Here is a 22,279-nt window from a genome sequence, read left to right on the forward strand (position 1 = left end):
TTTGCGTTTAAAGCAAACCAAATCTAAAGCCCGCTAATCAATAAAAAAACGCTAGCACGCAACGGATCTTAAACCGAATACTGAAAATCATGTGGTTCTCTGTATTTGAAGTGTTGAAAACAGCGCTTTGGCCGGTCCTAACGTCACATTTCCCGAAATAGCCTAATCTCATTCACCAATTAACTTACCTTGCAGCGCTTACTTTTGGGCCAGCAGTGCACAGTAACTGAGGGAATGGGATGTATCGTATTGCCAGTGAGTACCATATGGTGAGGTCGTGGGTATCCCGCCTGGATCGATCAGCGCGCCTGCGTTGATTATTATCTTTATAAGGGCAACAGCGTAAGCAACCGTGGAAGACAACTGAATGGTGTAATTGAGTCCCGCCCGCTCGTGTCTATCGGGACGTACTTCCTGCAGAACACAGGTTAGAAGATGTGGCTTTGCAATACCGGCACTCAGACCGATTACAATCAACTACAGATCGAGAAAAGAACAAACCCGCTCCGGTGCTGCTCATTAAGACAAGAACGTATAAAGTTCACATACTCATTGGTTGAAGAATGGAGCTGATGATGGGCGCGCGTCAGATACCGCAATCAGACGCTTCTGAGCTTACAATCAATCCAATATTCCACCCCGCAGCCAAATGGCGTTTGGTTGTGCAACAATTCTGGAAAGAGTGGAGTGTAAATTCCACCACTGGTGACGGTCATTGTCAACAGTACCATTGTGGTTCATAAAATCGCAGATCTAACGAATATGCATTGAGCGTCACCAACTCATTTTTGTGATTACAACACGCTTAGGCCTATTAGAGTATCAGTTCGTTTAGAGCTGGCCATAGTTGTCAACGTTCAGAATCGGTAGTTTGGTGCGCGTTGCACTAAGATGGATTTAGGTGTCCAGTTTAACGCAGACTTTCAAAGGTGTTTTCAAATGCGCTTATATCTCGGCATTGCACTCGTTTTGTTGCCTAATATTGCTTTCGCTGAAAGCGACAAAGACAACATCTCCTATGTTTGCGACCATGATAACGTGATTGAGATCATCACGTCACAGGACGATCCGGACCGTATTATTCTAAATGCCTTTGGCCGCGAACGCACGCTCAAGAGGAATACATCCGCTTCACAGAATAGCTTTGTGGGGGAGGGTTATGAGATTTCATTCGCAACAAGCCTCGAGAAGATCGCCGTTACGTCCGACGGCGCAACATTGAACTGCAATGTGGATGCAGTTGACTAAAGTTTGCCGCGCAAGCGCGTGGGATCAAACCCCAGTGGATTGAATAGAAAGTGCTCCTCCAGCTCGGCGGAGCACTGAAGAGCAATGATTGTATTGCAGGTTTATGGCCAAGTGTATTCAATGTGAAACTGATATTATCAATATATTTCAAAGAGATGGATAATCACATCCCGCGCTCGGAAATAATGGTCTCAGTCTGAATTCACTTTGAGATGATTTTCCAATCCATAGCCGCCATTTTCCTTGTGTCACTCGCAGCATTGATCCGCATCGACGGAACTAGAACAGCGAGAAATGCGGCGCTCCCAAGCGCCACCAGCACAGAAGGTTTGGCGTCAATGTCGATTGTTGAATATAGGAACTCCCATAGCGATTTTGACGTCTCGGCAGACCTTGAGTTTGCAAATACCGAAAAATTTGCTCCCCAAATTCTTATTCCAATCTGGCTGATGATGGTTCTTGGCTGCCTAATATTCTGGATTGCCGCCATCCGGTTTGGCATATCCGCACTTTAACATGAGAACTGATATTCCGCTGCTGTAAGAGCGGGATAGTCGAGATGGTTGCTACAACAACCAATGAGCGAGGTCTCAGATCCCTCAAACGGCTGAGGTCTGGTACTCCCGACCGGCATAGGCAAGCCCCGCAACCCCGTCGGTCTGGAGGCATTTTTACCGTCGATTTGTTCGACCCTGATCATGCGCTGACAACGCAAACGGAAGGAAGTCAAAATGAAAAAGTTGATCGTATCTGCAATCGCAACTTTGGTTCTTGGTACTGCCACTGTGTCGGCTGCCGAACTGGAAGAGAAAAACATTTCGCTGGCAACCGCCAACGAAATAGCAAGCGAGGCCGTTAAGGCTTGCGCAGCTAAGGGCTATAACGTCTCTGTTTCGGTCGTTGATCGTGCTGGGCTGCTCCGCTCTCTGATGCGCGCAGACAATGCCGGGCCACACACGGTTGAAGCATCGAAGGCAAAGGCATTTACCGCTGCTTCATCGCGTGTTCCAACCAGCATGATGGCTGAGAATGTTCAGAAGAACCCTGGTGCAGCTCAGCTTGTGTCAATTCCTGGCTTCCTCGTTCTGGCTGGCGGTGTGCCTATCAAGATCGGTGATGAAACCATTGGTGCGGTTGGCATCGGCGGCGCACCTGCAGGCAACATCGACGAAGCCTGTGCAGTTGAAGCCCTTGATATGATTAAGGACAAGCTGAAGTAAAACTTGACGACATAGAAGGTAGCATATGACGTGCTGCCTTCTGGGTTCAAGGCGGACTAAATCTGTTAAGCACGTATTCCTATCAGTCCCGAAGCAATGTCTCGTCGCGATGGCGATATCGACCTGGCGGGAGAAAGTCTGATGACTAATATTGTTACGCTTCTTGTTCTCTCCTCGTTTTTCTGGGGCGCGTCCACTGATGATAGTGTCGAGTATACCAGCACAATAGAGCTGCAGAAGCTTGAAGAAACACTACTTCGCAGCTTGCCAGCCTCTCGTCACAACCAGTTCCACGAAGCAAAATCTGCATGGCAGACCTATAGCGATATTGAATGTCTCTATAGAGAGTTAAATTTTCCGATGTTGACTACGGTTGAAGAATGCAACCGTTCAATGGTGCATAAGCGGGCAATAGAAGTGCGCCATCACTTGCGATGGTTGCATGGCTTGCCCGGCAATGTGCAGTGAGAATCCGATGTTGTTGCGTTTCATTTGTTAGTAATTTTACTGTTTACTGCCTATCTCAGAAATGCCTGATCTCGGGAGACAGATGGAACGTCTGACCAAAATCGATCACCGGACGATGCGAACCTATTGGTTTGCTGCGGCATTTGTCATTCTGATTGCATCGCTTGGCGCAACGACGATCATTTATCGTGACTACACAAATCGTATAGATAGTGCAGGCCAGCAGGTCATGTCGTTGGCGCAGGCCCTCGCCGAGTATACAACGCAGGTCTTCGCGAAACTTGATGCGCTCAGCCGAGCAGTTATGGAAGATCGGGCTGACAGAATTGTCCACGAGGGGCTGTTGTCCGAAGTCATGCGCCGCCGCGCTGCCGCCGAGCCAGCTGCGATGGGAATTGCAATCGTAGACAGGACCGGTCGTGTATATGCGAGCGGCATGGACGAATATCCGATCGGCCGAGATCTAAGCCGTACAGTGGATTTTGAAGTGCTGAGCAGGCTGGGTGCTGCTGATTTTTACATCAGCAAGCCTTACAAATCCGATTTGAGTGTGCCTGGCGATTTTAGCGGATGGGCGATGAGCTATGCTCGCCGTATTAGCGACAGCAACGGCAATTTCCATGGTTATGTTCTCATTATCGTGGATGAAGCCTATCTTAACGGTTTCTATAGCCAACTTGATCACCAACCAGGCATGGTCTTCGGATTGATGGGAACGGACGGCACAATTCGCGCGTCGAGTTCACCTGCTGTGGTCGGGCAAAACGTTGCATCCTTTATTCCAGAGCAGTTGGCCGCCGGTAAGGGCATCAGAATTAACCCTTCAGTCAAAACAGGCATGGAGCGCATCTTTGCCTATTACCGTTCATCGGCCGCACCTTTGGTAGCTTACGTCGGCCTGCCAACTGAACCGATCTATAAAGCCTGGTTGACTGCATCCTCTGTTATCGTTGCGGCACTTGTGGCTCTCTTTGCTGCCCTCGGTGTTCTCGGCGTCATTCTCGGCAAATACATGCGCAACAAGAGCTCACTTATGAATGTGATGATCGAAGCAGCGCACCAACGGCGAGAAAAGGAATTTCTGGAAACTATCGTCAACACTGGCGGTGTTTTGATGGCTGTAACGGATGTCGCAGGGCGTTTTATAGTCGCCAACCAAGCTATGCATGAACTCTTCCCTGAAACCGAAATGTCGAAACTGGAAGAGGGGGCGATTTCACAACCGCTTGGTGAAAAGCTGTCCGTCGTCACTGACAACCTTCCTTGGCAAGCTGTGAAAAACATTGTTCTGGCAGATGGGCGAAAGCGAGCTATTTCCTGGTCTGTCTCACCAATTACAACCAGTGACGGTACGATCAAGAATCTTGTGGCGGTTGGTCTGGATATTACCGAGCGTCGAGATGCGGAGTTGTCGATTTATCAGGCGGGAAAGCTCGTTACGCTGGGTGAGGTCGCGACCGGCATCGCCCATGAAATCAACCAGCCTCTCGCGACGCTTGCAATGGCAGTCGACAATCTTCACGCACGTGTTTCCGGCGGCAATCTTGATCAGACGATGATTGTTGATGGTCTTGATATTGCGAGTAAACAGATCGACCGCGCGGCCAATATCGTCCGTCATATGCGTATTTACGGGCACCGCAGCGATGGATCGCTGCGTGCGGTTGACCCTGCGGAAGCTATCGAAGGGGTGCTTACCATTGCCGGTACACAAATTGAAAATCAGGGCATACTAATCCGGAAAGATTATCGCGCCGGTGATTACCGGATGATGGCTGATCTTGTTCTCATAGAGCAGATTGTTTTGAACCTGCTTCTTAATGCGAGAGACGCTATTCTCGAAAATCGCCTACACAATGATACTCTGAAGGATAAAAGTGGCGACGACTTTATTGCCATCAGCGTTGAGAAATCCGTAGATAATATGATTGCAATTGTTGTGGAGGATTCTGGTCCAGGTATTCCTGCGGCTAATCTGGATCGCTTGTTCGAACCATTTTTCACGACCAAGCCTGTTGGCAAGGGAACAGGGCTAGGCCTTTCACTCAGTTATGGCATGGCGCGTGATATGGGCGGTCGGCTGGAAGCAAGCAACGGTGCCGAAGGTGCAGAGTTTCGGCTTATCCTTCGTGTCGCTAAGCACGATGAGGGTGAAGGAAGTAGAGAATGAACAATACACCTGCCAACATCACCGTGCTTTTAATCGATGACGAAGAAGCCTTGCTCGACGTTTTAGGCACAGCATTGACAGACGCGGGATACAATTGCCTGCGTGCGTCTGCGGCCATGGCTGCCCTCAAACTACTCGATAGAACACCAGAGATTGACGTTATTGTAAGCGACATTCGCATGCCGGGGATGGACGGTATAGAGTTACTCCGGAACATTCGCGAGCGATATGCGGATCGAAACTGGCTGCAGGTTATTTTCGTGACCGGCCATGCGACGCTCGATAACTCGGTCGAAGCCTTGCGGCTGAATGCGGTCGATTTCTTGCATAAGCCAGTAAGGCGCGTGCCGTTTCTGGAATCCGTGGGGAGGGCGGCTGCAAAAGCTTTTGAGCAGCGGGAAAAAGCTTCTCAATGGTCGCAAGGTCATGAGCGGCTGTCGCGGCTGATGCAGGAGGCACAACAGCTGGGTGCCATGTTGGAAACCTTCCAGCCACAGCCGGCAAATAATACGTTGTTGGGGGATCGATCAACGCTGGTGCTGTCCGATAAAGCGCCGGAAGAACTTGCAAATGTCCCGTCGAAAGAGAGAATGCTGGAGCTTCTTCGCATTAGAGATATCAAAACCCGCTATTTTTCAGACAAGCTATTTGTCGATCCTGCCTGGCACATGCTGCTCGATTTGATGGAAAACCATCTTCAGGATAAGCAGGTTTCAGTTTCCTCGCTCTATATAGTGTCGGGTGTTTCCGCTGCGACGGCATCGCGCCGTCTCGAAGAAATGGATGCCGTTGGCTTGGTTCGCCGTTGGCTTGATCCTGACGATGGAAGACGCCAGTTCGTAGCTTTGTCTGAACGTTCTGTGGAACTTATGACATCGTATCTGTCTGCTCTCGATCAGCAGATGCAGGGAAAGCCGCAGTAAGGCAGCATTCTTATTCAAGTTGAACTGAAAAACATCATTGAATATCAATTGCATGATGAAAGTTCACTCGGAATTTCCCTTGTTCCCTTTCATTCTGAAACCATCTTGGCATGAAGTTTAGGCTTTTCGCAGCCATTTACGCTGTGACCGGTAAGTTCATGTGAAATTACTTTTCCCAAAATGTGCACTTTCGGTCGATGGTGGACGATGTGCTGGACAGGGCTCGAATTACTTCACACCTGGCTCCGATGCTTGTCTCTCGTAGAACCAGATCGATGGTGGTCTGAAATGTTTCCGCGGGAATGCGGACATGCGAAGGATTTTGAAATGCTGAAGCAGTTCAACACACTGATTGCAGGCGCTACTCTGGCAGCTGCCAGTGCTGGCGCGGTATTTGCAGCTGATGACAAGATGGCGGCGTCGCTCGGCAAGGGTAAGGTGATTACCGTAAAGACCGTGTCGGATGATGGAAAGGGCGCAGACTTCTCCATCTCGTTCAACGGTTTCCAAAACACGATGAACCGCGTCAATGAACTGATGAATTAATCAATTCAGCTTCCGTCCTCTTGAGGACGGACAGCGGCTGGAAGGGCCGAATTCCCGCCGGTTTGCGGTGCTTCCAGTTCGCAGAATTCAAAAACCTCACAGGCAGAGACTGTCAACCGCTCTCCGAACGGCTCGGAATGGGACGGCTTGCGCCTGATTGTGCCGGAAAGACCGGCATCTCCCGAAAGGAATTACAAAATGCCAATCTCCCATGGCTCATTAGAACCCCTTCGTCTTGGTCGCGTAACTGGCAGGTTCATTTCGGCAAGCGTTGCGCTTTTTGCTGCTTCTACCGTTTTGTCGGGTCCGTCGCATGCCGGTAACGTCGCACCAGGCGACACTGTCACGGTTGGTGCAGGCGATACAGCTGAAACCTGGGACATACAGAACGATGCAACCCTAAACGTCACTGTCGGTGGTATGATTCAGCAAACGGGTGTTTTCGGTACGCTCAACATGAGCGGTGCAACCGCTACACCAACCGCGGCACCAAGCGGCTACACGATTAATGTATTCGGCGGTAAAGCCAACATTGTAAACTCGACTATCACCGGTCCTGGCGGTCTTGGTATATCCGGATTCTTCGGGGTGCCGGGTTCAGCTGCTGTCACTGACAGCGCGATTGAGGGTACATCTCAGGCAGTTCTGGTTCAGCATGGCAGCACGCTCGATATGACCGGTGGCACAGTCAAGGGCGGTACGCACGGTTTCGAACTGATTAACGGCAGTGATGTCACCATCGACGGCACGACCATCACGTCGGGCGGCGTGGGCATTCTGGCTTATGCAGGAACATCACCGGGCGCCATCGGTTCTTCTGTCGATGTTCGCAATGCAAAAATCGAAGCAGTACGGATTGGGGTCGATCTTCAAGATGGTTCCAATGCTGATATCCGCAATACAGAAATCACGACCACCGGCAGCGATGGGTTTGGCGTCCGCAGTGTGGCCAGCGCCGCCAATCTTGTTGATACAACAGTTAGTACGCAGAATGCGCACGGCATTGTTGTACAAAACGGCGGATCGGTTAATGCGACTAATGTGACAGTGATGACCACGGGGTATATTGCCCACGGCGCAACCGCGATTGGTGCTGGTTCGACTATCCGTGCTTTCGGCGGAACTTATTCGACATCCGGGATTAACGCGGCTGGTATCGAAGCACGCAACGGTGGCCACGCGGTTATTGGTTATGACCCTCGTACGGGTGCTGGCACGGTTATCCATACGACTGGAAACAGTGCTGTCGGGGTTCTGCTGCAAAATGGAAGTTCAGCCGAGATTACTGGCGCGAGCATTGAAACCAATGGTAGCCATGAACAGCCATACTGGGCTGCGGCCGGCGTTCTGGCCATAGGCGGCAGCACGGCAACCATTACCGATACAGATGTTAAGACGACGGGAGATAAGGACGCCGGTGGTGTTGTCGCTGAAGGCGTTGGTTCTCATTACGACATGGTTCGCGGTAGTATTCATACCACAAGCGCGACGGCAGCAGGTGCGGTGACCTTTGATGGTGCTACAGCAAATCTGACCGATGTCACAATTGTTTCGGAGCAAGGACGTGGCATTACCGCTGGCGATGCAGGATCGGTTTTGACCATGAATGGCGGCAGCATTCTGGCTAAGGGAAGCGGGAATGAACAGTCGGCCGTTCTGGCTGTACGCGGAGCGACAATCAACGTAAACGGCGTATCAGTGCGATCTGAAAATTCCAATGCGCGCGGTTTGCATGCTTTCAATCCCGGTTCAGCCGTTAATGCCGTCGGCTCTGTCATCACGACGCTGGGTACGGGTTCGCATGGCGGGTTTGCAAGTGGCGGTGGCTTTGTCGCAGTGACGAATAGTAATGTGATCACTGAAGGCGTCGGCTCTCATGGTCTGGTTGCGCAGAATGACAGCTCTGTTGCGGCGACCGGCTCTGTAATTAAGACGACGGGTGCTGACAGTGCGGGGGTCTATCTGCTGAACGATAGTTCGGCGGTTCTGGACAAGACCTCTGTCGTTTCAGAGCAGGGCCCTGCACTGCAAACAGCTGGCGGCAGTGTCGTTTTTGACTTGAAGAACGGCACACAGGCAATTGGCGGCAATGGCACGGTTTTGACGGCGGCATCTGGCACGACGACGACCTTGACGGCGGATGGAAAGTCCTATCTTGGCGGCGACATGGTTGCGGAAGCAGAGGATGCGGTGATCGATGCCTCGTTGTCGAACGGCAGCCTGTGGCAGGGGGCGGCCAAGGGCCTGACGAGCGCTTCGGTTGACGGCACCTCGCATTGGCTGATGACAGGTTCGTCTGATGTAGGCTCACTTACCAATGACGGCACGGTGGAGTTCGACGCTGCCAATCCCTACAAGACGCTGACTGCAGCTACGCTTAATGTGAATGGCGGTTCGTTTATTCTCAACACTAAGCTGAATGAGGGCGGTGCTGCGAGTGAAACGGATAAGATCGCTGTGACCGGTGATGCGAATGGCATTGGCATGATCAATATTCGCAACAATGGTGGAACAGGCGCTTTTACTGGCACTGGTACGGCCGATGGTATTCAGGTTGTTCAGATTGGGGGTGCAAGTGACGCGGAATTCCAGCTTGGTTCAGCAGCGGTCGTTGGTATCTATGACTATCAGCTGAAGAAGGCCGACGGCCAGAACTGGTATCTGCAGACTGAAGGCAACGATGTCGTTGACCCAGGTGATGGCAGCGGTGGAAATCCGGGCACGGGTCACGTGGTCGATATCGTTCCCGGTTACAACATTGCTCTGTCTGCTGCACAGAACCATGTGTTGACCACGCTCGATACTTTCCATGAGCGTTTGGGCGAACTGCGCTCGGAAGACTTAGAGGATGGTTTTCATGCCTGGATGCGCGGTATCGGCAAGACTGGTTCTTATTCGCCAAAAAGCATCACTGGTTATAATGGCCATGGCTTTGACATGACCACTGCCGGTGTGCAGATCGGTGCCGATTATTCAAAGGGTGATGTCTTTGTGGCTGGCGATAAGCTCACAGTCGGCATCTTTGGTGAATATGCGAATTCCAGCTTCGACGTCCGTGGCCGCACAGCCGATGGTTCAATTTCCTCCAAAGGTCTGGGCGGCTATGTAACATGGCAGGAGAAAGCCCCGACGGATCGCAAGCCTGGAGCGGGCGCCTATGTAGATGCCGTCGTCAAGCATGACTGGCTCGACTTCGGCGTGAATGCCAAGTCTGTATCGGGTTTTGATTTGCGAAATGGCTATAAGGGCAAGGCAACCTCCGCGTCTATTGAAACAGGCTATGGCTTTGATCTTGGCAACAATGTTGTGCTTCAGCCACAGGCACAGCTCACCTATTCAAAGATCAGGGCAAACGGCTTTACCGACAATTACGGCATTGCCGTGCATGGTCAGGAAGCGGAATCGCTGATCGGTCGTGTTGGTGTGCGCCTTGAAAAGACCTTCTACTTCGGTGACGAGGAAGAGATGTTTGAAGTTGCCCCTGCCAAACCGATAAAGCCTGCAAATAGCGCGAAGGGTAAAAAGGGCGCAAAGGCAAAGACGGTTATTGTTCCTCTGCCGGAAACTCCGAAAAAGAAAAAGTTTGTGAAGTCGGTCACAACCTTCGCCGACGCCAATGCCAAGCATGAATTCAAGGGCAAGAATGGCCTGGTGGCTTCAGGCACGGGGATCGGCAATGATATGGGCGGCGCACGTTATGACGTCGGTGTTGGCGTGGTTGCCCGTGTTTCGGAAAATGTCAGCCTGTTCGGTCGCGGCGCAGTCGAGTTCGGTGGTTCCACCAATGTCGCCGGCAAGGTTTCGGGTGGTCTCAAGATTACCTGGAAATAAGCCGAGGCTTTGTTTTCAAGATATAAAAAGGGCGCTCTACCCAATGGGGAGCGCCCTTTTCTTACCCGGACGACTTCGAACACTGCATGACTAGTGCAGCAGGAAGCGTCATAACGGGAGGTGTCCATTAATTGGTATTGGACTTGGTGAGTTTCAAGACCTCAAAGATCGAACGGCTTACATAACGGCCAAGGCATCAAGAAGGACCGTTTCAGTTCCGGTCTTACCGGACTTGAAAAAGAACCGGGTCTGTTGATTATCATCACTCTCGCAAAAACCCGTTCCGATGCCATTATCAGGGAAAGCGCGAAGCCGCTTCAAGCCAAGGCGCTTTATGACGCCGCCGGATGTTTCGCCGCCCACCACAATAAGCTTGTCTATGCCAAGTTCGGAGACGGCTGCAGCCAGTTCCGATATCAGCCGCTCGCCTTTTTCACTGGCGCCGCGAACACCCAACTCCGCCTGAATTTCTTTCACGCGCGTGTCGTGCACTGTAGTGGATATAAGATAAGGCTGTTTTCCATGGTGAGCTCTCGCCCATTGTATCGATTTTGAAACCATCTCTTCAACGCTGCCATCCTTTATGAGGTCAAGCGTTAACACTGGATACTTGGCGGCAAAGACGGCAATCTGCCCATCTGCAATAGGACCAACGGTTCCAACCAGTACGGCTGCCGTGCCGTTACTCGGTGATGGCGGAGCAACAGATATGGCTGGTTTAGGCGCAAAACGGTCGATACCAAGCTGGATGAGAACGGCATCGGAACTGACCATTGTCGGTTGCATCCGCGCCAGTTCTGCAGCGATTTTTACATCGCCATCATCGCTTGCATCGACGACGCAGTAGCAGGTGCCTTCTGTTGCCATCGCATCAAGATGTGCTTGTGCTGTCTCTTTGCCTTTGAGTAGAACGGAGTGGGGCAGAAGGCCGACCGGTTCGGCTGTCTGCTTGCCGATGAAGCGAACCATGTCGGGATCGTTCATCGGGGTGGCAGGGTCATAGCGTTTGACAGATTCGGAGATGAGACGGCTTCGGTAGAAGAGATAGCCATGATGTACCGTAGCATTGAATTTTGGGAAGCCGGGGCAGAACAAAAGACTGCTTGGATTGTAGCGCGCACGCAATGTGTCAGCAGCAGGCCCCACATTTCCCTGTTCCGTTGAATCGAAACTGGCGCAGACTTTGTAAATGACCTGATCACATCCAATCGCATCGAAAGCGTCGGCGGCGCGGGTAATCTGCAAACATGCCTCTTTCGGATCGGCGAGGCGTGTTCTTCCAGCCCATATGACGACAGTTTCACCTTCACATTCCCGGATTGCGTCGATTTCGGTTACTACCGCAGTTTTGATGCCTGCTGTCTCGTAATAGGCTGCGACCATCAACGCGCCAGTCATGTCGTCGGCAATGATACCTAGAGTGGCTGTGTTCCCCATTTTTATCCTCATGTAAGGCCATACCCAACGCTGCTTCTATAATAATGAAATTTAATTCCAAATAAGTATCATTTTGATAGACCACGTCAATTGCCGGGATTATGAAGTTGGAGCACATCCCGAAAAGTGTGAGGCGGTTTTCGGATAAGAGTGCGTAAAGCCGAACAATGAGAGCGCCGATCTGATTTAATCAGATCGAAACGCGCTCTACGCATCATCAAAAATTCTTGGCTGCAAACAGATGGGGAATACACGATGCCAACCGACTACGACCAGAACCTTACTGCGCGCCGCGCAATTGTGGATGCGATGCGCCATATGGAAAACAAGGGTTTTAATCACGGTAGCAGCGGCAATATCAGCATTCGTGAGGGCGAGCATGTTTGGGTGACGCCAACAGGCGCCACATCGCTTATGAAGCCCGAAGATATGAGCCTTGTGTCGGTCGAAGGCGAGCATCTGGCAGGCAAGGTTCCATCCAGCGAATGGCGCATTCACACAGAGATCATGCGCAATCACCCCGAAGCGGGTGCCGTGATCCACTCGCATGCAGATAATTGCGTTGCGCTCTCTTGCTTGCGTAAACCGTTGCCAGCTTTCCATTACATGATCGCTTCTTTTGGCGGCAGTGAGGTACCCTGCGCTGACTATCGTGTGTTCGGATCTGATGCTCTGGCCTATGAAATCGTTCGTGCTATGGGCAATCATCGCGCCTGTCTGATGGCAAGTCATGGGATGGTCGTTTGGGGCCGGGATATGGCTCACGCGACGCTTCTGGCTGAAAAGCTTGAAACTCTGGCGCGTCAGTATATTTTGGCCTGTCAGGTCGGAGATCCGGCTCTTCTGAGCGAAGACGAGCTTGATGAAGTGCGTGCACGCTATGGATATTATGGCAGCAAACCGATGCCTCGTTGATAAGCAATCGCGACAGGCCCGAATGCAACATTCGGGCCTGAATTGATTTATCAGTTACGCCGCAGCTGGTCCCGTTTCCTGAAACCGGTCGAGCACATTGCGGGTAATGGTGGTTGTGTAGGCGCAGTTGCGCTTTAGGCCCATCACCCACTCACAAAGCCCTGCGGTTACCACTTCCCCATCGCCCTGCTTCATTGATACGAGCATTCCAGCGCCGTGGGCCAATCGCTTTCGCGCGGATTCATAGCCATCAGGAGCCATTTCGCAGATGCCTTGCAGATCGCTATCCCGAACGTAGTAACGATGTCCCTGGCCGTCGAGTTCGTACTCGTAGATCGAAGCCGGTGTCATGGCCAGAATCTCGATCTTCTCGGTCGGCACACCATGTTCTTCCACGGCATATGGGAAGCCATTCTTGAATGAATAATTGAGGCCATCGACTTCATATCCGAAGATCTGTGCCTCGTGGCCGAAGATGTCGGCATAGCGCAGATGTGTGCCTTCGAAGATCCAATGCTCGGGTTGATAGACAGTAAGTCCGCGTGAGCCCCGTGGAGAGAAGCCACCCCAGCTGCCGTACATTCCGTTTTCGCCGTTAACGCCAACTGTTGATGCGCCGGGCCAGTTTACGGCGCCGCTTGCCCAGTTTGCCGTGCACAAGTGTTTCTGATCGGTCTGCATGATGGGGTCTTGCGTGGGTGCTTTGGTCTTCCAGCACACTTGCGTCTGCCCATCGTTCTCAAGCCGGATTTGCCAGAGAAAGTTGCCACCAAAGCGTGCGAAATTCCCGCCGCGTGCGACAAATTCTTCGACGGTCTTGCGCATGTCCCACGACCAATATTCATCATGGCCAATGGTCACAAGACAATTGTAATCATCGAGGATTGAAGGATTGTAGTGGAGGTCGGTTTGAGTGATGTAGTCTATCTGGTAGCCCGCTGCTTCAGCCCATGTCACGAAATACCGCTCGTATTGCGCATAGCCAGCAGAAGAATAAAACTGTGAGAAGCCCATCGTATAACCCCATTCCTTGGATGGGTAACGAGTTGCATCGCCCATGTCCTGCCAGACTGGATTACAAACGCGCGCGGCTCCCTCCGGTAGCCAGAACATCCCTTTGGACCATGGCCGGCGCAGGCTCAAGATAGGTGAACCCTCGTTCTTTTGGGGACCCCATGTGCCAAAATAGTGGTTGGCACCGCCCCAATCATTATAGGCTGTCCAGGTGCCGGTTGCGAACATGAGAAGAATGCGACCCGAGCGGGTTTTCGTCGTGGGGCGCACAACGACAAAATGATGCTGGACGAAGTGTTCGCCATCCGGGCGCATACATGTCGAGACAACGCGATAAAAACCGGAGCGAGCATCTTCGGGAATCTTCCAGCGATAAAGAACCGGCCAGTCGCAACCATCCATATAGGCGGTTTCCGATGTTTTGGTGAAGCTTCCGGGAAGGTCGAAAGCTTCGTCCATCATCTGGGGCTCATGGCTATCCCGATATATCTGGATAGACCATGTCTTGGCAGTGGTGGAGCCATGAAATTCGACGGTTTCGCCGGGATCGTAAGACATTTTTTCGGTATAGACGAAGACTTCGGGAAGGTTCGGGTCTTCACGCGGAAACTGATAGCGATAATCGGAGAGGAAGTGCTCGTCCGCATAGCCTTTGCGAACTGCCCAAGGCTTGATCGCGTGTGGTCCCATCTCAGGAAATTTAAACTTGTCGCGCGGCATTTCGGACTTCCTCCTTCAATCACAAATTTTGATGGCTGTTCAATATCGAACGATCACCCGCTAAATCGGCTTCGCCGAGATTTTCTCGTTCGTATTGCAGAAGGCGCTTCAAAAGTGCGGCGCCTCCTTCGATGAGGTCAAGCTGGACGGCGAGACGCAAGGCGTAACTATCGCGATTACTCAAAGCCGTGATGATATTTTCGTGCTGATGACGCCCCGGATAGGTTGGCTTGGCTGTAGGGTAAAGTTCCGACACAAGCGGACCAACCCTGATCCAGAGGCTTTCAAGCACATCGATAAGATGCGCCATGCCGCTTTGCTTATAGAGCGCAAAATGGAAATCCGAGTTGATCTGCAAGGCCGCTGGCCAATCCCCGTTGCGCTCGGCTTCGGTCAGCTCACGATGGATGGCCTCCAGCTTTGCGATGGTTTCGTCTGAGATATTCGTCAGCGCGTGTTCCGCAGCGAGAGGCTCAAGGACGAGCCGCATTGCACGGATTTCTTTGTATTCTGCAAGGCTCAGGCGTCGTACGCGAATATAAAAACGCGGTTTGATTTCAATCGCGCCTTCGCGTGACAATTGCATCAGCGCTTCGCGGACAGGCGTTTCCGATGTGCCCAGCGACAAAGCCAGTTGACGAACCTTGAATCGCTGATGCGGTTTGAACTGCGCGCGCAGCAGCCCCGATTTGAGCTGCTGATACACAATGTCAGAAAGGTTGTCTCGATCGTCGCCCGCCTGTTCGCTCACGCTTTGTCCTTATCTGACGGAGATTGCCTTGAAGGCATCCTCCGTTCGCGAGAGAGCATCATCGATCACCGCATCCGTGTGCGCGCAAGATATGAACATGTTGTGCTTGTGGTGCAGATAGACACCACGGTTTAAAGCTTCGCGGCAGAAGCGAGCACCAAGTTGCGCATCTGTGTCGCCGACGAATTGCACGAGAGGCATTGCGGCAGGTCCGGTTTGCAGAAGTTCAAATCCGTGAACACGGGCTTGTGCATCCAGTCCGTTGCGGAGGCGTTCGCCCGCATGTTTCATGAGCGCTGGGCCATCAATGCGCTTTAGTTCTTTAATGGTAGCAACCGCGGCAGCCATAGATGCTCCCGCATACCAGAACGAGCCGGTCATATAGGCCTGTCCCGCAGCTTCGCGAAAGCGGTTGGTGCCAGTGATGGCTGCAAGCGAATAACCATTGGCAATTGCCTTGGAATAGGCCGCCAGATCCGGCTCAACGCCTGTGCCACGCCAGCTTCCGCCAAGATCGATGCGGAAGCCGCCACGAACGTCATCGAGAATGAGTGCTGCACTCACTGCATCGCACAGTGCGCGTGCCGTCTTTGCAAATTCAGATGTCGGGAGTTCCTGCGGAATGGCAAGGTCGTGCTTGAAAGCAGAAACAATGATTGCGGCCAGATCATCGCCGGCTTGTTTGGCTGCCGCTGTCAGGCTTTCAACATCGTTATAAACATAGTGGATGAGATGCGCGCGGTCTTCCGCTGTTACGCCCACAATCGATGGTGTGCACCATGGCACAGCACCGTGATAAGCGCCTTTCGCAACCAACACCTTGCGGCGCTTGGTGGCACCACGTGCAATGGTAACGCAGTTGGTCGTGGCATCTGTTCCGTTCTTTTGGAGCAATGCCCAATCTGCATGCGGCACTGTCTCAACGAGAAGTTCTGCAAGTTCGACTGCGTGGGCCGTCGGACCGTTGAGGCAGTCGCCTGCTTGTATCTGGCTGAGCGCTGCTGCATCCACGAGCGTGTTGCGATGACCCAGTATGATTGGGCCCCAAGCACACATGAAGTCGATATAGTTGCTGCCATTGACGTCGGTGACATGGGCACCTTCACCAGACGCAAAATATTGAGGGTAGCCCTCTGGGAGAGATGATGCGCGCTGATGTCCCCACATGCCGTTGGGGATGACGCGTTCGGCGCGCTCGCGCAGCTCAGCATCGAGATTGTGTGCGTTCAAGGTTTGGGCCGAAGTGGAATGCGCATGCATTGGTTGTCTCCCATTTGACGACGTTTTTACGCTCGTCACGTCGAATTATGATATATCAAAAATGATCCCGACAACGAAGATATGTCAAGATGGAATCCGTAAAGAGGCGCAAATATTATTGTAGTAGCGCATTTCGCGGAATATCTTGCGAAAATATCGGAGTATCGCGACGAAAAGAGGCGATTTCCGAGAGAAAACAGCAGGAAGATTGCGGTCTGGCCGATAAGTTTGATAAATTTGATATATCATTCTAGACAATGAAGTGGAATGCGGGTTAAGCTCACCCAACAACAAAAACATCAGGGGAAAGCATGGCTAGCCATAAAAGCACGCCCGATTCCGGGCTGGGCATCAGCATTCAGGGTGTGAGGAAGAGCTACGGAAGTTTCACGGCTGTTGACGATCTCGATATGGAGATTGCACCCGGTGAATTTCTTGCCTTGCTTGGGCCGTCTGGTTCCGGAAAATCGACAATCCTCATGATGCTGGCCGGGTTTGAGCGTCCCGATAAGGGACGTATCTTATTCGGTAGCAACGACTATACGCGCGTTCCACCGCATAAGCGCAATATTGGTATGGTGTTTCAGCATTACACGCTGTTTCCCAACATGAGTGTGCTCGACAACGTGGCTTTCCCACTTAAAACGCGTGGTGTGCCAAAAGAGGAGCGGCATCGTATCGCCCGCGAGGCGCTTGCCCGCGTGCGGCTTGCAGATTTCGCCCATCGCAGTCCGAAACAGCTCTCCGGTGGGCAGCAGCAGCGTGTCGCATTGGCCCGCGCTATTGTCTATTCGCCGCGTGTTCTTCTGATGGACGAACCTTTGTCGGCGCTTGATAAAAACCTGCGCGAAGAAATGCAGATCGAGATCAAGCGCCTTCATGCCGAACTAGGTATGACAATCGTGTTTGTGACCCATGATCAGGGCGAAGCGCTTACAATGGCTGACCGGGTTGCGATCCTGCAAGGCGGTCATATCCAACAAATCGCTGGTGCACGCGAACTCTACAATCGCCCGTCAAATCTTTTTTCTGCGAGCTTCATCGGTGAGATGAACTTGATACCCATCACATGGGATGGCGTGAAGGCGCGGGCTGCCGATGGCACTGTCGTTTCCATACCATCAGAAAATGTTATGGGCGCTCAATTCGGTGACGCGCTGATGGCGGTTCGTCCGGAGCGGTTGATACCTGCGGAGCAGGGGCTGGAGATCACCGTGCGTGACGTCATTTATGCCGGCCCAGATACTGCCATTCTGGGCACTATGGCCGATGGCACCGAACTGCGCGCACGTTTGGCGAGCGCTGCAATTTCCGACATTGGTGCCGGGCAAAAGCTGCGTTTAGGTTTCGCGCCTGAAGCCAGCCTCGTTTATTCCCGAGCGAGCTAAGCCGATGTTGAAAATGTTTTTCGAGCCGGACGGACGCAAGCTCTCGAAAGGCGGGATGCTTCTCCTGCTATTGCCTTTCTTCTCGCTATTGTTGCTGTTCTTTATTTATCCGCTGGTCAGCCTGCTGGCTCTGTCTGTTACGGAGCCGTCGCTTTCCTTTGATAATTATCAGCGGGTCTTCTCCAATCCGGTCTATCTGAATGTGCTCGGGCGAACCGTATTGATTGCCGCACTGGTCAGCGTGATAGCGTTGCTTATGGCTTATCCGATTGCCTGGCTTATGGCGCATTCGAGCGGTCCGAAGCTGATTTTTATAACCGCTTGTATCCTACTGCCGTTTTGGTCCTCGGTACTGGTGCGAACGGCTGCATGGGCTGTGCTTTTACAGCGCAATGGATTGGTCAATCAGGGGCTGCTTCAGCTTGGTCTTATCGATCAGCCACTCAAGCTGCTATACACGCAAACGGCCGTCCTGATCGCGATGACGCATGTTCTGTTGCCATTCGTGGTGCTGCCTATCTATGGCGCCATCCGCAATGTACCCCGCGACTATGCACGCGCAGCCGCCATTCTTGGCGCTGGTCCTGTGCGAACTTTCTTTGAGGTTATTTTCCCGTTGACCCTGCCGGGTGTGATGGGTGGCATGATCCTCACCTTTCTGACGGCACTTGGCTACTTTATCACTCCTTCGTTGCTGGGATCACCGAAGGAAATGATGATCGCAACGTTGATTTCCCAGCAGCTTCGCGAAACGCTCGATTGGCCTTTTGCAGCAGCTTTGGTCGGCATACTCACGCTTCTTGTTATGGCGGTTTCGCTGATCTTCGGTCGCGTCTTCAAGTTTAACCGAATGATGGGAGGCAGTGCATGAACACCCGCAATTTGCTCCTCAATGCCTATGTTTATTTGGTACTGTGCTTTCTCGTGGTGCCGATCCTCATCATTCTGCCAATGGCTTTCAGTGAAACGGATTACATCACGTTTCCGCCAAGAGGATTTACGTGGCAGTGGTTTGGAGCCTTCTTCCAGTCTGCGCAGTGGATGAGTGCCACCGCATTCAGCGCTCGGATTGCTTTCTTCACGGCAATCTCAAGTGCTGTAATTGGCCTTTGTGCAAGTTATGCAATTGTGCGCGGGAAGGGTGCGCTGGCAACGGTGTTCCAGACCTTGCTCATTGGTCCAATCGTCGTTCCGCATATCGCCTTGGCAATCGCGCTTTACCTGCTGTTCCAAAGCGTTGGGCTGACTGAAACCACGGCTGGTTACGTCATCGCTCATACGATTATCGCATTACCGTTCAGCGTATTCACGATTGTTGCGGCTCTTTCTCAGGTTGATCCTGCTTTGGAAGATGCTGCAATGTGCTGTGGTGCCAATAGGTTTATGGCTTTTCGTGCCGTTACGTTGCCGCTGATCTGGCCGAATGTTTTGTCGGGTGGGCTGTTTGCATTTGTCATTTCGTTCGATGAACCGGTGATTTCTTTCTTTCTGGCAGGCGTGCGCGACAAGACCCTGCCGCGCATGATGTTCGACGATATCGAACAAAATCTGACGCCGATTATCCCTGCGATTGCCGTGATGCTCACGCTGCTTTCAATCATCGTTCTGGTGGGTGCCGCCGGACTTCGGGCGCTTGCCATGCGCTCGCAACAGACTGTGTCTGAAGAATAAATAGAAAACTATATGTGAGGGAAACATGTTCAAGAAAACAACCAGACTATTGATGTGCGCCGGATTGCTGCTTGCCTGCGGAGCGTTGACCGCAAAAGCCGATAGCGTCGTTTATGCAACGACCGGTGGCCAGATGCGCCTGACGCTTGAGAAAGAGTTTTACGGACCTTTCAAGGAAGAAAGCGGTACTGATGTCGTACCTTTCGATATCGAAGTGCCGGACCAGTGGGCACGAGTCGAAGCCATGAAACGCACGAACAAATATGAGTTTGATATCGTGACTGCGACTGGTCCTGATCTGGTCGACAAGGCCGATCTTCTATTGACGATAGATTGTTCCAAGCTACCCAATGTTGAAACTAAAGGCGTTGAAGGTTCTTGCAAGGAAAAGGGCGTTGCCAGAACGACAGGCGGCATGCTGCTTGCTTATGACACGTCAGTTTACAAGGATAAGGTTCCTCAGACCTGGGCTGACTTCTGGGACGTCAAATCCTTTCCCGGCCCTCGTGGATTGCCTGATACCGGCGACCGTGACTGGTGGTTGCCTGCAATCGCCTTGATAGCTGATGGCGTGCCGCGCGATAAAATTTTCCCGATGGATCTGGATCGCGCTTACAAAAAACTCGATGAAATAAAGCCGCATATCAGCGTGTGGTGGAAGACAGGCAACCAGGTGGCGCAGATCATGCGCGATCAGGAAGTTGCCATGACCATGTCTTATTCAGGCAGAGCTTTGAGCGCGATGAATGATGGCGCGCCGTTCAATGTAAGCTGGAACGATGCTGTGATGGATACGGGCTATTTCGCGATCCTCAAGGATGCGCCAAATCCAGAAGGCGCATTGAAGTTCATCAACTATTTCTATGGTCATGCCGAAGGCCATCCAGCCTTCATCAAGACGGCCAATTATGCGACGCATTCAAAGGAAGGCGTGGCTTTGTTGCCTGAGGCTGAACAGAAGAATTACGCTACGTCACCGGATAACTACAAATTGTTGTTGGTGCCGGATTTCAAGTGGATCGGCGAAAATCGCAATATGCTGCGTGAGCGCTGGCAGAACTGGCTTGCTGAATAAGCAATGCTTCAAGCAATCTCAGGCCGACGCTCTTGTGGCGTCGGCTTTTGTTTGGATTAATCTGTATAGGCCGAGGACTTCAGGTGCCGGATGAGTGCCGCTCCACCCTCAAGAAGGTCCATGCGAATTGCCATGCGCAAGGCATAGGAGTCGCGGTCGCGCAACGCCGAGAGGACAACTTCGTGCTGGTGCGGACCGGCATAGGTTGGCATGGCGTGCGGATAAAGTTCTGAAAGTATGGGGCCGATACGCATCCAGAGCGCTTCGAGCACGTCTATCAGATGTTTCATGCCTGAGCGGCGATAGATGATGAAATGGAAATCGAAGTTGGTCTGCAGCGCCTCAGGCCAATCACCACTTTGTTCGGCGGCAATCAAGCGGTGATGCAGGTCTTCAAGTTGAAGGATATCTTCGTCAGTAATATGCGGTAAAGCACGCTCTGCCGCCATAGGTTCGAGTTCAAGACGCATCGCGCGAATTTCTTCATACTCGTCGGCCGAAAGTTTGCGCACACGGATATAATAGCGCGGCTTGATCTCAATTGCGCCTTCGCGGGAGAGCTGGATAAGTGCCTCCCGAACGGGCGTTTCAGATGTTCCCAGCGAGCGTGCAAGATCACGAACTTTAAGCCGTTGGAGCGGCAGGAGCTGCGCCTGCATCAGCTGCGATTTGAGCGTATTGTAAACGGTGTTTGATAACACCTCGCCAGATTCTGCCTGAGCTTCTTCCGCGATTGCGTCGTCGGCTTCAGTTAAGCTGCTGTCCGGTTCATTTACAAAGTTCATCAATAGACTCCAATTGCCGGACACATCCTTGTCGAGCGGCCGAATATATCAATTCAATGTCACTACTCAAATGCCCATATGTGTGCAGGCCAGAACCATCTGTGCATCAAGCATGGGCACACCATTGATGATCGTGCAGCCTTTTGCCTGAGCCAGTTGTAACAAGCGCGTCATCGGCGGATTGACGATTATATCCGATACAATCGTGTCTGGCGAAACATCCGAGAGAGCAATCGGAAGTTCGTCCTCTTCGGCCATACCAAGCGAAGTTGTGTTGACGATCAGATCGAATTGCGTACCGTGATGTGGTCCGCTTTTGAGCTTACAGTCAGGATAGGCGGATTGTATATCCGTGACGAGTGCTGTGGCTTTATTCTGGTCACGATTGGTGATCCATAGAGTTCGTACGCCTGCCTTGGCGAGAGCAAATCCCACAGCGCGTCCAGCTCCGCCTGCACCAAGCATCAACACAGTCATGTCTTTCGGTTCGATATTATTGTTGCGCAAGCCTTCGATAAAGCCAGGGCCGTCAATATTGTCCCCAACGAGACACCCACTTTCTTCCCGGCGAACAAAATTGACTGCGCCGATTTCTTGCGCGGCATCAGTCACTTCGTCAAGAAGAGGCATGATTGCGATCTTGTGCGGAATAGTCACTCCGAACCCGCTCACATTCCCTAGTTTGCGAATTGCATCAATGACCTGTGCAAGATCTTCTGGATGGACATGCAGGGGAACTGCCGCAGCATTTTTGCCTGTTTTGCTGAAATAGGTGTTGAAGACGTGGCTTGCCCGAACATGGCCGACCGGATGCGCGAGAACGAAAAGGATTTTGCTCTTGCCGGTGACTTCCATGG

At 52.1% G+C, this 22,279-nt stretch carries 19 protein-coding genes; 13 read left to right on the top strand and 6 right to left on the bottom strand.

The features are described from left to right. Positions 1 to 939: 939 nt before the first annotated feature. The 8 genes from QBD00_RS06775 to QBD00_RS06810 all read left to right on the top strand — a co-directional run bounded on the left by QBD00_RS06775 (position 940) and on the right by QBD00_RS06810 (position 10,406). The gene (locus QBD00_RS06775) at positions 940 to 1,248 is read left to right on the top strand and encodes a hypothetical protein (protein WP_264231876.1); all 309 of its coding nucleotides are present in this window, start codon (positions 940 to 942) and stop codon (positions 1,246 to 1,248) included. 212 nt (positions 1,249 to 1,460) lie between these two features. Continuing rightward, positions 1,461 to 1,763 carry a hypothetical protein gene (locus QBD00_RS06780; protein ID WP_318578994.1) on the top strand — a complete coding sequence of 101 codons (303 nt, stop codon included), beginning with the start codon at positions 1,461 to 1,463 and terminating at the stop codon, positions 1,761 to 1,763. Positions 1,764 to 1,979: 216 nt separating this feature from the next. Next, positions 1,980 to 2,468 carry a heme-binding protein gene (locus tag QBD00_RS06785; protein ID WP_318578995.1) on the top strand — a complete coding sequence of 163 codons (489 nt, stop codon included), beginning with the start codon at positions 1,980 to 1,982 and terminating at the stop codon, positions 2,466 to 2,468. 141 nt (positions 2,469 to 2,609) lie between these two features. Then, positions 2,610 to 2,936 (top strand): hypothetical protein, encoded by a 327-nt coding sequence (locus tag QBD00_RS06790; protein WP_264231878.1) that lies wholly within the window; start codon positions 2,610 to 2,612, stop codon positions 2,934 to 2,936. Positions 2,937 to 3,018: 82 nt separating this feature from the next. Beyond that, positions 3,019 to 5,106 carry an ATP-binding protein gene (locus QBD00_RS06795; protein WP_318578996.1) on the top strand — a complete coding sequence of 696 codons (2,088 nt, stop codon included), beginning with the start codon at positions 3,019 to 3,021 and terminating at the stop codon, positions 5,104 to 5,106. Continuing rightward, positions 5,103 to 6,029, top strand: a complete 927-nt coding sequence (locus tag QBD00_RS06800) for a response regulator (protein ID WP_264231880.1) — start codon at positions 5,103 to 5,105, stop codon at positions 6,027 to 6,029. The genes QBD00_RS06795 and QBD00_RS06800 overlap by 4 nt, the downstream gene beginning before the upstream one ends. A gap of 327 nt (positions 6,030 to 6,356) precedes the next feature. Continuing rightward, on the top strand, positions 6,357 to 6,575 hold the full coding sequence (locus QBD00_RS06805) for a hypothetical protein (protein WP_264231881.1): 219 nt from the start codon (positions 6,357 to 6,359) through the stop codon (positions 6,573 to 6,575). Between the two features lie 198 nt (positions 6,576 to 6,773). Next, positions 6,774 to 10,406 (top strand): autotransporter outer membrane beta-barrel domain-containing protein, encoded by a 3,633-nt coding sequence (locus QBD00_RS06810; RefSeq protein WP_318578997.1) that lies wholly within the window; start codon positions 6,774 to 6,776, stop codon positions 10,404 to 10,406. A gap of 177 nt (positions 10,407 to 10,583) precedes the next feature. Here QBD00_RS06810 and QBD00_RS06815 read toward each other — a convergent pair whose 3' ends face one another. Further along, positions 10,584 to 11,804, bottom strand: a complete 1,221-nt coding sequence (locus tag QBD00_RS06815; protein WP_318579279.1) for a four-carbon acid sugar kinase family protein — start codon at positions 11,802 to 11,804, stop codon at positions 10,584 to 10,586. Positions 11,805 to 12,098: 294 nt separating this feature from the next. Between QBD00_RS06815 and QBD00_RS06820 the strand changes: the two genes are divergently transcribed. Next, positions 12,099 to 12,758, top strand: a complete 660-nt coding sequence (locus QBD00_RS06820; RefSeq protein ID WP_318578998.1) for a class II aldolase/adducin family protein — start codon at positions 12,099 to 12,101, stop codon at positions 12,756 to 12,758. 54 nt (positions 12,759 to 12,812) lie between these two features. Here QBD00_RS06820 and QBD00_RS06825 read toward each other — a convergent pair whose 3' ends face one another. Genes QBD00_RS06825 through QBD00_RS06835 form a run of 3 tightly spaced genes read right to left on the bottom strand, consistent with a single transcriptional unit; the run spans position 12,813 to position 16,503 of the window. Beyond that, on the bottom strand, positions 12,813 to 14,492 hold the full coding sequence (locus tag QBD00_RS06825; RefSeq protein WP_318578999.1) for a N,N-dimethylformamidase beta subunit family domain-containing protein: 1,680 nt from the start codon (positions 14,490 to 14,492) through the stop codon (positions 12,813 to 12,815). Positions 14,493 to 14,511: 19 nt separating this feature from the next. Beyond that, positions 14,512 to 15,243 carry a GntR family transcriptional regulator gene (locus QBD00_RS06830; protein WP_318579000.1) on the bottom strand — a complete coding sequence of 244 codons (732 nt, stop codon included), beginning with the start codon at positions 15,241 to 15,243 and terminating at the stop codon, positions 14,512 to 14,514. A 9-nt stretch (positions 15,244 to 15,252) separates the two neighbouring features. Then, on the bottom strand, positions 15,253 to 16,503 hold the full coding sequence (locus tag QBD00_RS06835; protein ID WP_318579001.1) for an aspartate aminotransferase family protein: 1,251 nt from the start codon (positions 16,501 to 16,503) through the stop codon (positions 15,253 to 15,255). Between the two features lie 311 nt (positions 16,504 to 16,814). Here QBD00_RS06835 and QBD00_RS06840 point away from each other — a divergent pair, with 311 nt between their 5' ends. The 4 genes from QBD00_RS06840 to QBD00_RS06855 are packed head-to-tail and all read left to right on the top strand — an operon-like array spanning position 16,815 to position 20,637. Further along, positions 16,815 to 17,891, top strand: coding sequence for an ABC transporter ATP-binding protein (locus QBD00_RS06840; protein ID WP_318579002.1), 1,077 nt, complete (start codon positions 16,815 to 16,817; stop codon positions 17,889 to 17,891). Positions 17,892 to 17,895: 4 nt separating this feature from the next. Continuing rightward, entirely contained in the window at positions 17,896 to 18,762 is an 867-nt protein-coding gene (locus QBD00_RS06845; RefSeq protein WP_095445579.1) for an ABC transporter permease, read from the top strand. Continuing rightward, positions 18,759 to 19,562, top strand: coding sequence for an ABC transporter permease (locus QBD00_RS06850; protein WP_151092549.1), 804 nt, complete (start codon positions 18,759 to 18,761; stop codon positions 19,560 to 19,562). Before QBD00_RS06845 ends, QBD00_RS06850 begins: the two co-directional genes overlap by 4 nt. Before the next feature lie 25 nt (positions 19,563 to 19,587). After that, entirely contained in the window at positions 19,588 to 20,637 is a 1,050-nt protein-coding gene (locus QBD00_RS06855; RefSeq protein WP_318579003.1) for an extracellular solute-binding protein, read from the top strand. Between the two features lie 56 nt (positions 20,638 to 20,693). On the opposite strand, the gene QBD00_RS06860 is transcribed toward QBD00_RS06855, so the two are convergent. Beyond that, entirely contained in the window at positions 20,694 to 21,422 is a 729-nt protein-coding gene (locus QBD00_RS06860; RefSeq protein WP_318579004.1) for a GntR family transcriptional regulator, read from the bottom strand. Positions 21,423 to 21,488: 66 nt separating this feature from the next. Further along, the gene (locus QBD00_RS06865) at positions 21,489 to 22,277 is read right to left on the bottom strand and encodes a shikimate dehydrogenase (RefSeq protein WP_318579005.1); all 789 of its coding nucleotides are present in this window, start codon (positions 22,275 to 22,277) and stop codon (positions 21,489 to 21,491) included. Positions 22,278 to 22,279: the final 2 nt, after the last annotated feature.

Source organism: Ochrobactrum sp. AN78 (assembly GCF_029909885.1).
Lineage (GTDB): Bacteria > Pseudomonadota > Alphaproteobacteria > Rhizobiales > Rhizobiaceae > Brucella > Brucella quorumnocens.